The sequence below is a fragment of the Caballeronia sp. LZ024 genome (genome assembly GCF_031451455.1).
Lineage (GTDB): Bacteria > Pseudomonadota > Gammaproteobacteria > Burkholderiales > Burkholderiaceae > Caballeronia > Caballeronia telluris.
Genome location: NZ_JARUXL010000001.1, coordinates 2,911,290 through 2,926,586, shown reverse-complemented (window position 1 = coordinate 2,926,586; position 15,297 = coordinate 2,911,290). Strand labels below are relative to the sequence as shown.

The following is a 15,297-nucleotide window of genomic DNA, read 5'->3' as shown; positions in this document are numbered from 1 at the left end:
AAGGTTAAAGCGATGTTTGGCGAGAAGTTTCTCGATCGGCAAAGTCCGATGGTGCTCGTGCTGGGGCTCGGTGAATCCGGCCTCGCGATGGCGCGTTGGTGCGCCAGGCACGGTTGCCGCCTGCGGATCGCCGATACGCGCGAGGCGCCGGCCAATCTGTCGCAACTCGAAGCGCTCGGGATCAAGGCGGAGTTCGTCGGCGGCGCGTTCACGCCCGCGCTGCTCGACGGCGGAATCGAGATCGTCGCGATCAGTCCGGGCTTGTCGCCGCTCGCCGAAGACCTGAAGCCGCTGATCGAGGCGGCGAACGAGCGCGGCATTCCGGTCTGGGGCGAACTCGAACTGTTCGCGCAGGCGTTGCGCGCGCTCTATGTGAACGGCTACGCGCCGAAGGTGCTCGCGATCACCGGCACGAACGGCAAGACCACGACGACCGCGCTCACCGGCCTCTTGTGCGAACGCGCGGGCAAGTCGGTGGCGGTCGCGGGCAACATCAGCCCGGCGATGCTCGACAAGCTGATCGACGCCATCGACAACACCGCGCTGCCCGACGTCTGGGTGCTGGAGCTGTCGAGCTTCCAGCTTGAGACGGCGCACTCATTCGCGCCCGACGCCGCCGCGGTGCTGAACATCACGCAGGATCATCTCGACTGGCACGGCGGGCTCGACGCCTACGCCGCCGCGAAGGGTCGCATCTTCGGTGCGAAGACCGTGCGCGTACTGAACCGCGACGACGCCCGCACGATGGCGCTCGCGCGAGGTTCGTCGAGCGTGGTGACGTTTGGCCTCGACGAGCCGATCCGCCTCGGCGACTACGGCCTCTTGCGCGATAACGGCATCGCGTGGCTCGCGCAAGCGCACGATCGCGACGCGGCCCACGAACCCGCGCCGACGCGCCGTCGCAAGCAGGAAGCGGCCGCGCCCGATCTCTACTCGAAGCGCCTGATGCCCGCCGACGCGCTGCGCATCCGTGGTCTGCACAACGCGGCGAACGCGCTGGCGGCGCTCGCGCTCGCCCGCGCGATCGACCTGCCGCTCGCGGCGCTCCTGCACGGCCTGCGCGAATATCGCGGCGAGCCGCATCGCGTGGAAGTGATCGCGCAAATCGAAAGCATCGATTACGTCGACGACAGCAAGGGCACGAACGTCGGCGCGACGGTCGCCGCGCTCGACGGCCTCGCGCAACGCGTCGTGCTGATCGCCGGCGGCGACGGCAAGGGCCAGGACTTTTCGCCGCTCGTGGCGCCCGTCGCGCGCTGGTGCCGCGCGGTGATGCTGATCGGCCGCGATGCGCCGCGCATCCGCGAGGTGCTCGCCGAGACCGGCGTCGAACTGCAGGATCACGCGACGCTCGAAGCCGCGACGCAGGCCGCGTCGCAACTCGCTGAGGCCGGCGACGCCGTGTTGCTCTCGCCCGCGTGCGCGAGCCTCGACATGTTCAGGAACTACGCACATCGCGCGGACGTGTTTCGCCGCGAGGTCGAAGAAATCGCCGCCGTGCGGGGAGTGATGCTATGAGCTGGTCCGAACGCTTTGGATCGAAACTCACGGGACAACGCAGCGCGGTCGCGAACGACAGCGCCGCGCTCGGCGGTCGCACGAGCCGCACGGCCGAGCGGGCGGCGGAGCGCCTGGGCGGCATTTCGAGCGCGGTGAACGGCGTGCGTCCGATCCGCTCGCGCATGCTCGACTACGATCATTCGCTGCTGTGGGTGACGATCGCGCTGCTCGGACTCGGCATCGTGATGGTGTATTCGGCGTCCATCGCCATGCCGGATTCGCCGAAGTACGCGCAATACCGCGACTATCACTTCCTCGTGCGCCACCTGATTTCGGTGACGACGGCGCTCGTCGGCGCGATCATCGCGTTCAAGATTCCGGTGTCGGCGTGGGACAAGTACGCGCCGAAGCTCTTCCTGATCGCGCTCATGATGCTGATCGTCGTGCTGATTCCGCACATCGGCAAGGGCGTGAACGGCGCGCGCCGCTGGATTCCGCTCGGCATCACGAACATGCAGCCGTCGGAAATCATGAAGCTCGCGGTGACCATCTACGCGGCCAACTACACGGTGCGAAAGCAGGAGTTCATGCAGAGCTTCGGCCGCGGCTTTTTGCCGATGGCGGTAGCGGTCGGCGCGGTCGGCGCGCTGTTGCTGCTCGAACCCGACATGGGCGCGTTCATGGTGATCGCCGCGATCGCGATGGGCGTGCTGTTTCTCGGCGGCGTGAACGGCAAGCTGTTCGGCGGCCTCGTGCTCACCGCCGTGGGCACGTTCACGATGCTCGTGTGGCTGTCGCCGTGGCGTCGCGAGCGGATCTTCGCGTATCTCGATCCTTGGGACGACCGCTACGCGCAGGGCAAGGCGTATCAGCTGACGCACTCGCTGATCGCGTTCGGTCGCGGCGAATGGTTCGGCGTGGGCCTCGGCGGCAGTGTCGAGAAGCTCAACTATCTGCCCGAAGCGCATACCGACTTCATCCTCGCGGTGATCGGCGAAGAACTCGGGTTCGTCGGCGTGATCGTGGTGATTCTGCTGTTCTACTGGATCGTGCGTCGCGCGTTCGAGATTGGCCGTCAGGCGCTCGCGCTCGACCGCACGTTCGCGGGACTGATGGCGAAGGGCGTCGGCATCTGGTTCGGCGCGCAGACCTTCATCAACATGGGCGTGAACCTCGGCCTCCTGCCGACCAAAGGTCTCACGCTACCGCTCGTGAGCTACGGCGGCTCGGGCATCCTGCTGAACTGCGTCGCGCTCGCGGTGCTGATGCGCGTGGACTACGAGAATCGTGTGCTGATGCGCGGAGGGAAGGTATGACCGCATCGAGCGCACGCGGCTCGCGCACGCTGATGGTGATGGCGGGCGGCACCGGCGGACACGTGTTCCCGGGGCTCGCGGTCGCCCACTGGATGCAGGCGCGCGGCTGGCGTGTCGTGTGGCTCGGCAACGCGGCGGGCATGGAAGCGACGCTCGTCCCGAAGCACGGCATTCCGATGGAATACGTGCGCTTCGGCGGCGTGCGCGGCAAAGGCATCAAGACGAAGCTGATGCTGCCGGTGAACCTGCTGCGCGCGTGTTCGCAAAGCCTGGGCGCGCTGCGTCGCGTGAAGCCGGACGTCGTGCTCGGGATGGGCGGCTACATCACGTTTCCGGCCGGGCTCATGACGAAACTCGGCGGCTATCCGCTCGTGCTGCATGAACAGAATTCGATCGCCGGACTCGCGAACAAGGTGCTCGCGCATCTCGCGAAGCGTGTGCTGGTCGCGTTTCCGAATGCTTTGCCGAACGCCGAATGGACCGGCAATCCGATTCGTGCGGAACTTGCGCGCGCATTGCCACCCAAAGAACGCTACGCCGCTCGCACGGGGCGCTTGAACGTGCTCGTCGTCGGCGGCAGTCTCGGCGCGGCGGCGCTCAACGAAACGGTGCCGAAGGCGATGGCTTTGCTCGACCCGGCGCTGCGTCCGCGCATCGTGCATCAGGCGGGCGCGAAGCACATCGAGGCATTGGAGGCGAACTACGCGGCAGCCGGTCTGCAACGCGGCGACGACCTGCAACTCGTGCCGTTCATCGAGGACATGGCGAGCGCCTACGCGGCCGCCGATCTCGTGATCTGCCGTTCGGGCGCGATGACCGTGTCGGAGATCGCGGCGGTCGGCGTGGCGGCGCTTTTCGTGCCGTTCCCGTTCGCCGTCGACGATCACCAGACGACCAACGCCGCATTCCTCGAAAAGAACGGCGCGGCGCAATTGATACAACAACGCGACCTGTCGGCGGAAAAGCTCGCCGGCTGGTTGCGCAGCCAGACGCGCGAGTCGCTCGGCCAGATGGCGATGCGTTCGCGCGAACTGGCGAAGCCCGACGCGACCGAGCGCGTCGCCAGCGTGTGCGCCGACGTGGCCGGCATGGCGCTCGGTGCAGGCGAAAGCGCGCAAGCGCTGAAGGATTCGAAATGAAACACATCGTCAAACATATTCACTTTGTCGGGATCGGCGGCGCGGGCATGAGCGGCATCGCCGAAGTGCTGCTCAATCTCGGCTATCAGGTAAGCGGCTCGGACCTGTCGAAGAACGCCGTCACCGAGCGGCTGATGAAGCTCGGCGCGCGCGTCGCGATCGGGCATCACGCAGAGAACATCGAAGGGGCGAACGCCGTGGTCGTGTCGACCGCCGTGCGCTCCGATAACCCCGAAGTGCTCGCCGCGCGCCATCGCCGCATTCCGATCGTGCCGCGCGCCGTGATGCTCGCGGAACTGATGCGCCTGAAGCAAGGCATCGCGATTGCCGGCACGCACGGCAAGACCACGACCACGTCGCTCGTCGCGAGCGTGCTCGCCGCGGGCGGGCTCGATCCGACCTTCGTGATCGGCGGGCGGCTCATCAGCGCGGGCGCGAACGCGCGGCTCGGCACGGGCGACTTCATCGTCGCGGAAGCGGACGAGTCCGACGCGTCGTTCCTGAATCTGTTCCCGGTGATCGAAGTCATCACGAACATCGACGCCGATCACATGGACACCTACGGCCACGACTTCGCGCGGCTCAAGCAGGCGTTCATCGAGTTCACGCACCGGCTGCCGTTCTACGGCATCGCGGTGCTGTGCGTCGACGATCCGAACGTGCGCGAGATCCTGCCGTTCGTGTCGAAGCCGATCATCCGCTACGGTCTCGGCGCCGAGGCGCAGGTGCGCGCGGTGAACGTGGAAGCGCGCGACGGCCGCATGCACTTCACGACGCTGCGCGAAGACGCACCGCCGCTCGACATCGTGTTGAACCTGCCGGGCACGCACAACGTGCAGAACGCGCTCGCGGCCATTGCGATTGCGACTGAACTCGAAGTCGCGGATGCCGATATCCAGAGGGCGCTGGCTGAATTCAACGGCGTGGGCCGGCGCTTCCAGCGTTATGGCGAAGTGAAGGTGAACGACGGCGCCTACACGCTGATCGACGACTACGGTCATCACCCGGTCGAAATGGCCGCGACGATCGCGGCGGCGCGCGGCGCGTTTCCGGATCGACGGCTCGTGCTGGCGTTCCAGCCGCATCGCTTCACGCGCACGCGCGACTGCTTCGAAGACTTCGTGAAGGTGCTTTCCACGGTCGATGCGCTCGTGCTGACCGAAGTCTATTCGGCGGGCGAAGCGCCGATCGTCGCCGCCGACGGACGCGCACTCGCGCGCGCGATCCGCGTCGCGGGCAAGGTCGAGCCGGTGTTCGTCGAGACGGTCGATGAAATGCCGGACGCGCTCGCAACCCTGGCGAAGAACGGCGACGTGGTCATCACGATGGGCGCCGGTTCGATCGGCGGCGTGTGCGGACGCATCACGCAAGACCAGCAATCGCAAGAACAGAAATGAACGACGTAACAGGCAAAACCGTGAACGAGATCGATCCGAAAGCATTCGGCAAAGTGGCGGTGCTCCTCGGCGGCAATTCGGCCGAGCGCGAGGTATCGCTGAATTCCGGGCGGCTCGTGCTGCAAGGCCTGCGCGACGCGGGCATTGACGCCCATCCGTTCGATCCGGCCGAGCGTCCGCTGTCGGAACTGAAGGACGAAGGCTTCGTGCGCGCGTTCATCGCGCTGCATGGCGGCTACGGCGAGAACGGTCAATTGCAGGGCGCGCTCGATTTCTACGGCATCCGCTATACGGGCAGCGGCGTGCTCGGTTCCGCGCTCGGCATGGACAAGCTGCGCACCAAGCTCGTGTGGCAGCAGACCGGCGTGCCGACGCCGCCGTTCGAAACCGTCCTGCGCGGCGACGACTTCGACGCGCGTGCGCACGAGATCATCGCGAAGCTCGGCCTGCCGCTTTTCGTGAAGCCGGCGAGCGAAGGATCGAGCGTCGCGGTCATCAAGGTGAAGAGCGCCGAGACGCTGGTGCCGGCGCTCGTCGAAGCCGCGAAGTTCGACAAGATCGTGATCGTGGAGAAGAGCATCGAAGGCGGCGGCGAGTTCACGTGCTGTATCGCGGGCGACCTGGATTTGCCGGTCATCAAGATCGTGCCGGCGGCCGAGTTCTACGACTACCACGCGAAGTACATCGCCGACGACACGCAGTATCTGATTCCGTGCGGCCTCACGCCCGCCGAAGAAACGCGCATGAAGCAACTGACGCAGCGCGCCTTCGACATGCTCGGCTGCACCGACTGGGGCCGCGCCGATTTCATGCTCGATTCGGACGGCAATCCGTATTTCCTGGAAGTGAACACGGCGCCCGGCATGACCGATCACTCGCTGCCGCCGAAGGCCGCGCGCGCGGTCGGCATCAGCTACCGGGATCTGGTCGTGAAAGTTTTATCGCTGACGCTCAAGGACTGATTCGACGCCATGTGGAACAACGCCCGCCAACTGAACCTCGCTGCCAACGCGCTGCACGTGGTGCTCGTGCTCGTGCTGCTCGGCGCGGCGGGTTACTGGGCGATCCAGCGTCCGGAGTTCCGCTTGCGCGAGATCCAGATCGACGGCGACACGCAGCACATCAATTCGCCGACGGTGCGCGCAGGCGTCGTGGGACGGCTGAAGGGCAACTTCTTCACGGTCGATCTCGACATCGCGCGCACCGCGTTCGAACAGATGCCGTGGGTGCGTCATGCAAGCGTGCGCCGCGTATGGCCGAACGCGCTCGCCGTGACGCTCGAAGAATACAAGCCGCTCGGCACGTGGGGCAGCGACCAGCTCGTGAGCGTGGACGGCGATCTGTTCACCGCGAACCAGGGCGAACTCGACGACGACTTGCCCGCGTTCGACGGTCCGGAAGGCACGGCGAAGGAAGTGGTCGCGCGGTATCGCGATTTCGCGAAGTGGTTCGCGCCGCTCGACGCGCATCCGGAAGAAGTGATCCTGTCGCCGCGTTTCGCGTGGACGGTGAAGCTCTCGAACGGCACGCAGATCGAACTCGGACGCGAGCGCAATCAGGACACTTTGTTCGACCGCAGCCGCCGGTTCGTGGCGGCGTGGTCGTCGGTGACGGGGCGGTGGGGAAATGACATCGAGTACGCGGATTTGCGCTATCCGAACGGCTTTGCCATACGGGCCGCCGGCATGCGCTTCATCAACGACACCGACAAGGCCAAGAAGTAAGCAGACTTAACAGGCAATGAGCACGCTATGAGCAAAGACTACAAAGACCTGCTGGTCGCCCTCGACATCGGGACGTCGAAGGTGGTGGCGATCGTCGCCGAATTGAAGGGCGAGGGCCACTACGAGGTGATCGGACTCGGTCAGAACGACTCGAAGGGCTTGAAGAAGGGCGTCGTGGTCAACATCGAGGCCACGGTGCAGTCGATCCAGCGCGCGCTCGAAGAAGCGGAACTGATGGCCGACTGCAAGATCACCAACGTATTCACGGGGATCGCGGGAAGCCATATCCGCAGCTTCAATTCGAGCGGCATGGTCGCGATCAAGGACAAGGAAGTCACGCAGACGGACGTCGCGCGCGTGATCGAGACGGCCAAGGCGATCAACATCCCGACCGACCAGCAAGTGCTGCACATCCTGACGCAGGAATTCATCATCGACGGCCAGGAGGACGTGCGCGAGCCGATCGGCATGAGCGGCATCCGCCTCGAAGTAAAGGTGCATATCGTGACGGGCGCGGTGAGCGCGGCGCAGAACATCGTGAAGTGCGTGCGCCGCTGCGGGCTCGAAGTGAACGACCTGATCCTGCAGCCGCTCGCGTCGTCGCTCGCGGTGCTGACGGAAGACGAAAAGGAACTGGGCGTGGTGCTCGTCGACATCGGCGGCGGCACGACCGACATCGCAATCTTCAGCGAAGGCGCGATCCGCCACACGGCCGTGATCCCGATCGCGGGCGACCAGATCACGAGCGACGTCGCGATGGCGCTGCGCACGCCGACGCCCGACGCCGAGGACATCAAGGTGACCTACGGCATCGCGAAGCAGGCGCTCGCCGATCCGGACGAAATGATCGAAGTGCCGGGCCTGGGCGAGCGCGGTCCGCGCACGCTGTCGCGCCAGGCGCTGGCGGCGGTGGTCGAGCCGCGCGTCGAAGAACTGTTTTCGCTCGTGCAGCAGGTCGTGCGCGAGTCGGGCTACGAAGAACTGCTGTCGAGCGGCGTCGTGCTGACCGGCGGCGCGTCGATGATGCCCGGCATGGTCGAGCTGGGCGAAGACATTTTCCTGAAACCGGTGCGCATCGGCGTGCCGGAATACGCGGGCGGACTCGCCGATGTCGTGCGCAATCCGCGCTATTCGACGGCGATGGGTCTGCTCGTCGAAGGACGCTCGCAACGCATGCGCGGCCGCAAGGTCGCGGTGCAGTCGGGATCGATGGGACAGGTATTCACGAGGATGAAGGACTGGTTCCTCGGCAATTTCTGACCCAGGTTTGACGAGAGTTACAACAAGAGCTTTTCAAAAAGCTCGCTGCAAAAGAAAATTCGCGCCGGTGCCGGCGGCTGGCGCGCGACAAGCGGTTGCCCGATCGTTTGCCGAATAACGCCGCTTTTTATCTTGACGGAGGCAACATGGATTTCGAAATGCTGGAAACGGAAACCAACGGAACGATCATCAAGGTCGTCGGAGTAGGTGGCGCTGGCGGCAATGCCGTGCAGCACATGATCAACCGCGGCGTGCAGGGCGTCGACTTCATCGTGATGAACACGGACGCGCAGGCGCTCGCCCGTTCGCGCGCGAGCACGGTGATCCAGCTCGGCAATACGGGCCTTGGAGCCGGTGCGAAGCCCGACATGGGCAAGGCCGCGGCCGAAGACGCACGCGAGCGCATCGCCGATGCACTGCGCGGCGCGCACATGGTGTTCATCACCGCCGGCATGGGCGGCGGCACGGGCACGGGGGCGGCGCCGGTGGTCGCGCAGATCGCGAAGGAAATGGGCATTCTGACGGTCGGTGTCGTCAGCAAGCCGTTCGAGTTCGAAGGCGGCCGCCGCATGCGCGTGGCCGAAGCAGGTTCGCAGCAACTGGAAGATCACGTCGATTCGCTGATCGTCGTGCTGAACGACAAGCTGTTCGAAGTGATGGGCGACGACGCCGAAATGGACAAGTGCTTCCAGTGCGCCGACGACGTCCTGAACAACGCGGTGGCCGGTATCGCTGAAATCATCAACGTCGATGGCCTCGTGAACGTCGACTTCGAGGACGTGAAGACGGTCATGGGCGAGCAGGGCAAGGCGATGATGGGCACGGCGACGGTTGCCGGCGTCGATCGCGCGCGTCTCGCGGCCGAGCAGGCAGTGGCAAGTCCGCTCCTGGAAGGCGTCGATCTGTCGGGTGCGCGTGGCGTGCTGGTGAACATCACGTCGAGCCGTTCGCTGCGTCTGTCGGAAACGCGCGAAGTGATGAACACGATCAAGAGCTACGCAGCCGACGACGCAACTGTGATCTTCGGCGCGGTGTATGACGATGCGATGGGCGACGCGCTGCGCGTGACGGTGGTGGCGACGGGTCTTGGCCGCGCGGCGAAGAACAAGCAGGCCGCGCCGATGACGCTTCTGCGCACCGGCACCGACAACCAGCCGATCGCGCACGCGGCGCAGCACACGTACGCACCGCAGCAGTCGCACGCGACCGATTACGGCGCGCTGGATACGCCGGCTGTATGGCGTTCGTCGCGTGAAACGGCGGCTTCGCACGTGCAGGCGCTGCAGGAAAAGGGTGTCGACACTTACGACATCCCGGCGTTCCTGCGCAAGCAAGCCGACTAAGACCGGCGCACGCTTTTTGCTGGGCAGGTGCAGTGCATCGCACAGGCGAGGCAAAACGCAAAAGCGTGACCGGTCGGGCTGCTGGGGCGACTGTCCAAGGCCGCGTTCTTCACTGGACGCCGGGCCGTGGTCAGCCGACCTCCACGGATTCGCGCGAAATTTGCGCGGTTTTCAATGACTAAATCCGAAGCCGATCGCGTCGCGCCGTGCGACATAAGCTGTATCGCCAGGACTGCAACCCGCACTGACGAGCAAAGGACCGAGCATGATCAAAGTGGGTGACACGTTGCCGGATGCACGCCTCTTCGAGTTCGTCGAAGTGGCGGGCGAGGGCTGTGCCGTGGGACCGAACGGGTTCTCGGCGCGCGAGCGGACGGCGGGAAAACGCGTGGTGATCTTCGGATTGCCGGGCGCCTTCACGCCGACGTGTTCCGCGAAACACGTACCCGGTTATGTCGATGCGGCACAGCGCCTGAACGACGCTGGCATCGATGAGATCTGGTGCGTTTCCGTCAACGACGCGTTCGTCATGAACGCGTGGGGACGCGATCTTCAAACCTCGGGCAAGGTGAAGATGATCGCCGACGGAGCCGCGCGTTTCACCCAGGCACTCGGTCTGGAGCAGGATTTGTCGGAGCGCGGCATGGGCATTCGTTCCCAGCGCTACGCGATGGTGGTCGACAACGGCGTGGTCAAGACGCTCAATGTCGAAACACCCGGCAAGTTCGAAGTCAGCGACGCCGAAAGCATCCTGGCGACGTTGCGCTGATTCTCGCGGCGTTTTCAGGAGTTGCGTTGCAGTGACGCAACGAGCGATGACGCCGCGAAATCGGCAGCGACTTGGGGCCGATGACCGGAAATGCCTCCATTCCGGCCATCGGCCCGTTCCGCTTCCTCATCCGCGCAATTTCTCGCGTAACACAGGGAAACAGATTGATACTTCCCGTTTGGGACGGCGCGCAGCGGATGGAGTATAATTCGTGCTATTGAATAGATATTCACGATTAATTCTCTTTATAGAGAATTTAAATCGAAGCGGAAAAATCATGTTGAAGCAGCGAACAATCAAAACTGTCGTCAAGACCGTGGGTATCGGATTGCATTCCGGGCGCAAAGTCGAGTTGACGCTCAAGCCGGCCCCGGCGGGCACGGGCATCGTGTTCTCGCGTATCGACCTCGCAACGCCGGTCGATATTCCCGCGAACGCCATGGCTATCGGCGACACGCGGCTCGCATCCGTGCTGCAAAAGGATGGCGCGCGCGTTTCGACGATCGAGCATCTGATGTCGGCGTGCGCGGGTCTGGGCATCGACAATCTGTATGTAGACGTAACGGCTGAAGAAATCCCGATCATGGACGGCAGCGCCGCTTCCTTCGTGTTTCTGATTCAATCGGCGGGAATCGAAGAGCAAAATGCTCCGAAGAAATTCATCAAGGTGACGAAACCCGTCGAAATTCGCGACGGCGACAAATTCGCGCGCCTCGATCCGTATTTTGGTTTCAAGCTGAGCTTTACCATCGATTTCCGCCATCCGGCCGTCGATAAAACCGGGCAGGCGCTGGAAGTCGATTTTGCGAATACATCGTATGTCCGCGAAATCGCGCGCGCGCGCACGTTCGGGTTCGCGCATGAAGTCGAAATGATGCGCGAACTGGGTCTGGCGCGCGGCGGCAGCATGGACAACGCCATCGTGCTCGACGAATACCGCATCCTGAACAACGACGGGCTGCGCTACGACGACGAATTCGTGAAGCACAAGATGCTCGACGCAATCGGCGACCTGTACGTGGTCGGTCATCCGCTGCTCGCGTCGTACACGGCGTACAAGGGCGGTCACGCATTGAACAACATGCTGCTGCGCGAACTGCTGGCGCATGAAGAAGCGTATGAAATCGTCACGTTCGACGACACGCAAAAGGCGCCACGCGGCTTCGGCTTCGATACGCAGACGGCGTTTGCCTGAATCCATCAGGCTCGAACGACGAAATGAGCGGCAGCGAAAGCGCCGCTCATTTTTTTTGCGCTTTATTTGCGCGCTTTCGCCTGATGGCGCGCCGCCATCTTTGCAAGCGCTTCACGCAGCGGCGACGGTTCGAGCGTGTCGGCCAGTTCCTTCAGCGCGTCGGCGCCGGCCGGGGACATGCGCGCCTGCTTGGGCGGCGCCGCTTCCTTCATCGCCTGCGGACGCACGCGAATTCGCAGCGAATTCACTGCCCAGCCGCGCTGCTGCAAATCGGCAAGCAGACGCGGCTCGATATGCCGCAGCCGTGCCGCGAGCGCGTTGTGTCCCGCAAAAAGCGACAGTACGCCGTCCTTGATGAATCCGGGTTCGACGCTGGACGCAAGGTAATCGGGCAGGAGCGCCGACAGGTCGCGCTGCATCGCCGCCATCTGGTCGACACCGGCACGCAGCGCGCGCAGCGCATCGGCGCGGCCGAGCAGTTCGGAAATCGACTGAGGTTTGCGCGGATTGAATCGCTGCGGCGGCCTTGAATTCGTCGGAAAACGGCTCATTTTTGATGGGATAGGCGCGAAGGCGATGCGCCGATTGTACCCGCGCGAGACCTCGCCGATGCGCTCGGCCGTCCGAAGCTTTCAGGCGTCTGACTGTCGCGGCGCGGCGACGCGGCCGGCCCGACGCGGACACAAGCCGTGCCGGGCTCGCGTGCTAAAATCCTCGATTAAATTTCACCCATGGACTTAAGCCGCCGAGGTTCTCCGAACTCGGGCGCATGCACCGTGCACCTGTCCGATACCGCGACGCAGACACTGATCCGATGACCACCGGTTTCCTTCAAAAGATTTTTGGCAGTCGCAACCAGCGGCTGGTCAAGCAATATCAAAAGACCGTTGCGGCGATCAATGCGCTCGAGCCGACGATCGAAAAGTACACGGACAAGCAACTGCGCGCGAAGACCGACGAATTCCGTCAGCGCGTCGCGAGCGGCGAGTCGCTCGACGTTCTGCTGCCCGAAGCATTCGCCGTCTGCCGCGAGGCGAGCAAGCGCGTGCTTCACATGCGTCACTTCGACGTCCAGCTGGTCGGCGGCATGGTCCTGCATTACGGCAAGATCGCGGAAATGCGCACGGGCGAGGGCAAGACGCTCGTCGCCACGCTGGCCGCGTACCTGAACGCGCTGTCGGGCCGCGGCGTGCACGTCGTGACGGTGAACGATTACCTCGCGCAGCGCGACGCCGAATGGATGGGGCGGCTCTACAACTTCCTCGGGTTGTCGTGGGGCATCAATCTGTCGCAGATGGAACACGATCTGAAGCAGGAAGCCTACGCCGCCGACATCACTTACGGCACGAACAACGAGTTCGGCTTCGACTACCTGCGCGACAACATGGTCTACGAGACCGACGCGCGCGTGCAGCGGCCGCTCAATTTCGCGATCGTCGACGAAGTGGACTCGATCCTGATCGACGAAGCGCGCACGCCGCTCATCATTTCCGGTCAGGCCGAAGATCACACCGATCTCTACGTGCGCATGAACGCGCTGCCGCCGCTGCTCGAACAGCAGATCGGCGAGGAGAAGGCGGACGGCACCGGCGTCGAGAAGCCGGGCGACTACACGCTCGATGAAAAAGCGCGTCAGGTTTTCCTCACCGAGGAAGGCCACGAAAAGGCGGAGCGGCTGCTCGCCGAGTGGGGTCTGATCGGCGAGGGCGAGAGCCTGTACGCCGCGCAGAACATCACGCTGATGCACCACGTCTACGCCGCGTTGCGTGCGCATACGCTCTTCCATCGCGACCAGCATTACGTGGTGCAGGGCGGCGAAGTCGTGATCGTCGACGAATTCACGGGCCGCATGATGACCGGCCGCCGCTGGTCGGACGGTCTGCATCAGGCCGTCGAAGCGAAGGAACAAGTCAAGATTCAGAACGAGAACCAGACGCTCGCGTCGATCACGTTCCAGAACTACTTCCGCATGTATTCGAAGCTGTCCGGCATGACCGGCACGGCCGACACCGAAGCTTACGAATTCAACGAAATCTACGGCCTGGAAACGGTCGTGATCCCGACCAACCGGCCGCCGAAGCGGATCGACAAGCAGGACCAGATCTACAAGACCGCGAAGGAACGCTACGACGCGGTGATCCGCGACATTCGCGAGTGCGTCGAGCGCGGCCAGCCGACGCTCGTCGGCACGACGTCGATCGAAGCGTCGGAACTGCTCTCCACGCTGCTCACGCAGGCCGGCGTCAAGCATGAAGTGCTGAACGCGAAGCAGCACGCGCGGGAAGCGGCGATCGTCGCCGAAGCGGGCCGTCCGGGCGTCGTCACGATCGCGACGAACATGGCCGGCCGCGGCACGGACATCGTGCTCGGCGGCAACGTCGAGAAGCAGGCGTCGTTCATCGAAGCCGATCTCTCGATCCCCGAAGACGAAAAGCAGCCGCGCATCCAGAAGCTTCACGACGAATGGCAGGCGCTGCACGATCAGGTGAAGGCCGCGGGCGGTCTGCACATCATCGGCACCGAGCGTCACGAATCGCGCCGGATCGACAACCAGTTGCGCGGCCGCGCGGGCCGTCAGGGCGATCCGGGATCGTCGCGCTTCTATCTGTCGCTCGACGATCCGCTTCTGCGCATCTTCGCCGGCGACCGTGTCCGCTCGATCATGGACCGCCTGAAGATGCCGGAAGGCGAGCCGATCGAGGCGGGCATCGTCACGCGTTCGATCGAAGGCGCGCAGCGCAAGGTCGAAGCGCGCAACTTCGATATCCGCAAGCAACTGCTCGAATACGACGATGTATCGAACGATCAGCGCAAGGTGATCTATCAGCAGCGCAACGAGTTGCTCGAAGCCAACGACGTGCAGGAAACCATCGCTGCGATGCGCCAGAGCGTGATCGGCGACGTGGTGCGCACGTTCGTGCCGGCGGGCAGTATCGAAGAGCAATGGCAGGCGCCGGAACTGGAAGAAGTGCTGCGCAACGACTGGTCGCTCGATCTCGCGATCCAGGAGATGATCAACGAGTCGAATTCGATCGACGCTGAAGAAATCCTGGAAGCCGTGCTCGCCGCCGCCGACGAAGCCTACGAAGCGAAGGTCGCGCTCGTCGGCCGCGAGTCGTTCAGCGCGTTCGAGCGCTCGATCATGCTGCAGACGCTCGATAGCCGCTGGCGCGAGCATCTCGCCGCGCTCGACCATTTGCGTCAGGGCATCCACCTGCGCGGTTACGCGCAGAAGAACCCGAAGCAGGAATACAAGCGCGAGGCGTTCGAACTCTTCGCCGCGATGCTCGATTCGGTGAAGGAAGAAGTGACGCGCGTCGTGATGAACGTGCAGATCCAGTCGCCGGAGCAGCTCGAGGAAGCCGCCGAGCAGTACGAAGAGAAGGGCAGCCATGTCGAGAACGTCGCGTTCACGCACATGGATTTCGCGGAAGCCGCCGCGGCGCCCGCGCCGGCCGATGCCACCGCACAGATGGTCAATCAGGCGATGGCGTTCGGCGATGACACCACCGTCGCCACGCGCCCCGCGGACGATGTCCCGAAGGTCGGCCGCAACGATCCGTGCCCGTGCGGCAGCGGCAAGAAGTACAAGAACTGTCACGGCAAGCTGGCGTAATCGGCGAATCCGTTACGGTTGGGAACAAGCGACGCAGC

General features: G+C 64.2%; 12 protein-coding genes. 11 read left to right on the top strand and 1 reads right to left on the bottom strand.

The window, feature by feature from the left end:
• Positions 1–12 precede the first annotated feature (12 nt).
• The 10 genes from murD (at position 13) to lpxC (ending at position 11,643) form a co-directional block, all read left to right on the top strand.
• Positions 13–1,518, top strand: a complete 1,506-nt coding sequence (gene murD, locus QCE48_RS13145; protein WP_309787302.1) for a UDP-N-acetylmuramoyl-L-alanine--D-glutamate ligase — start codon at positions 13–15, stop codon at positions 1,516–1,518.
• Positions 1,515–2,816 (top strand): putative lipid II flippase FtsW, encoded by a 1,302-nt coding sequence (gene ftsW / locus QCE48_RS13140; protein ID WP_309787303.1) that lies wholly within the window; start codon positions 1,515–1,517, stop codon positions 2,814–2,816. Before murD ends, ftsW begins: the two co-directional genes overlap by 4 nt.
• Positions 2,813–3,955, top strand: coding sequence for an undecaprenyldiphospho-muramoylpentapeptide beta-N-acetylglucosaminyltransferase (gene murG, locus QCE48_RS13135; protein WP_309787304.1), 1,143 nt, complete (start codon positions 2,813–2,815; stop codon positions 3,953–3,955). Before ftsW ends, murG begins: the two co-directional genes overlap by 4 nt.
• Entirely contained in the window at positions 3,952–5,352 is a 1,401-nt protein-coding gene (murC, locus tag QCE48_RS13130; RefSeq protein ID WP_309787309.1) for a UDP-N-acetylmuramate--L-alanine ligase, read from the top strand. The genes murG and murC overlap by 4 nt, the downstream gene beginning before the upstream one ends.
• A gap of 20 nt (positions 5,353–5,372) precedes the next feature.
• Positions 5,373–6,314, top strand: a complete 942-nt coding sequence (locus QCE48_RS13125) for a D-alanine--D-alanine ligase (RefSeq protein WP_309788328.1) — start codon at positions 5,373–5,375, stop codon at positions 6,312–6,314.
• A 9-nt stretch (positions 6,315–6,323) separates the two neighbouring features.
• A complete protein-coding gene (locus tag QCE48_RS13120) occupies positions 6,324–7,076 on the top strand; it encodes a cell division protein FtsQ/DivIB (protein ID WP_309787310.1) in 753 nt (250 codons plus the stop codon).
• A 27-nt stretch (positions 7,077–7,103) separates the two neighbouring features.
• Positions 7,104–8,336 (top strand): cell division protein FtsA, encoded by a 1,233-nt coding sequence (ftsA, locus tag QCE48_RS13115; RefSeq protein ID WP_062632502.1) that lies wholly within the window; start codon positions 7,104–7,106, stop codon positions 8,334–8,336.
• A 146-nt stretch (positions 8,337–8,482) separates the two neighbouring features.
• Positions 8,483–9,679 carry a cell division protein FtsZ gene (gene ftsZ, locus QCE48_RS13110; protein WP_087632334.1) on the top strand — a complete coding sequence of 399 codons (1,197 nt, stop codon included), beginning with the start codon at positions 8,483–8,485 and terminating at the stop codon, positions 9,677–9,679.
• Between the two features lie 265 nt (positions 9,680–9,944).
• Entirely contained in the window at positions 9,945–10,448 is a 504-nt protein-coding gene (locus QCE48_RS13105; protein WP_309787314.1) for a peroxiredoxin, read from the top strand.
• Between the two features lie 277 nt (positions 10,449–10,725).
• A complete protein-coding gene (gene lpxC / locus QCE48_RS13100) occupies positions 10,726–11,643 on the top strand; it encodes a UDP-3-O-acyl-N-acetylglucosamine deacetylase (protein WP_116563653.1) in 918 nt (305 codons plus the stop codon).
• Between the two features lie 62 nt (positions 11,644–11,705).
• On the opposite strand, the gene QCE48_RS13095 is transcribed toward lpxC, so the two are convergent.
• Positions 11,706–12,194: a DUF721 domain-containing protein gene (locus QCE48_RS13095; RefSeq protein ID WP_087632332.1), complete on the bottom strand. Its 489-nt coding sequence runs from the start codon at positions 12,192–12,194 to the stop codon at positions 11,706–11,708.
• A 263-nt stretch (positions 12,195–12,457) separates the two neighbouring features.
• Here QCE48_RS13095 and secA point away from each other — a divergent pair, with 263 nt between their 5' ends.
• Complete coding sequence (secA, locus tag QCE48_RS13090) at positions 12,458–15,259, top strand: preprotein translocase subunit SecA (RefSeq protein WP_309787317.1); 2,802 nt, start codon at positions 12,458–12,460, stop codon at positions 15,257–15,259.
• Positions 15,260–15,297 lie beyond the last annotated feature (38 nt).

Excerpts from the sequence above, each read along its gene's own strand:
- lpxC (WP_116563653.1), top strand. The coding sequence starts at position 10,726 with ATGTTGAAGCAGCGAACAATCAAAACTGTCGTCAAGACCGTGGGTATC.
- ftsA (WP_062632502.1), top strand. The coding sequence starts at position 7,104 with ATGAGCAAAGACTACAAAGACCTGCTGGTCGCCCTCGACATCGGGACG.
- murC (WP_309787309.1), top strand. The coding sequence starts at position 3,952 with ATGAAACACATCGTCAAACATATTCACTTTGTCGGGATCGGCGGCGCG.
- QCE48_RS13105 (WP_309787314.1), top strand. The coding sequence starts at position 9,945 with ATGATCAAAGTGGGTGACACGTTGCCGGATGCACGCCTCTTCGAGTTC.
- murD (WP_309787302.1), top strand. The coding sequence starts at position 13 with ATGTTTGGCGAGAAGTTTCTCGATCGGCAAAGTCCGATGGTGCTCGTG.
- murG (WP_309787304.1), top strand. The coding sequence starts at position 2,813 with ATGACCGCATCGAGCGCACGCGGCTCGCGCACGCTGATGGTGATGGCG.
- ftsW (WP_309787303.1), top strand. The coding sequence starts at position 1,515 with ATGAGCTGGTCCGAACGCTTTGGATCGAAACTCACGGGACAACGCAGC.
- secA (WP_309787317.1), top strand. The coding sequence starts at position 12,458 with ATGACCACCGGTTTCCTTCAAAAGATTTTTGGCAGTCGCAACCAGCGG.
- ftsZ (WP_087632334.1), top strand. The coding sequence starts at position 8,483 with ATGGATTTCGAAATGCTGGAAACGGAAACCAACGGAACGATCATCAAG.
- QCE48_RS13095 (WP_087632332.1), bottom strand. The coding sequence starts at position 12,194 with ATGAGCCGTTTTCCGACGAATTCAAGGCCGCCGCAGCGATTCAATCCG.
- QCE48_RS13120 (WP_309787310.1), top strand. The coding sequence starts at position 6,324 with ATGTGGAACAACGCCCGCCAACTGAACCTCGCTGCCAACGCGCTGCAC.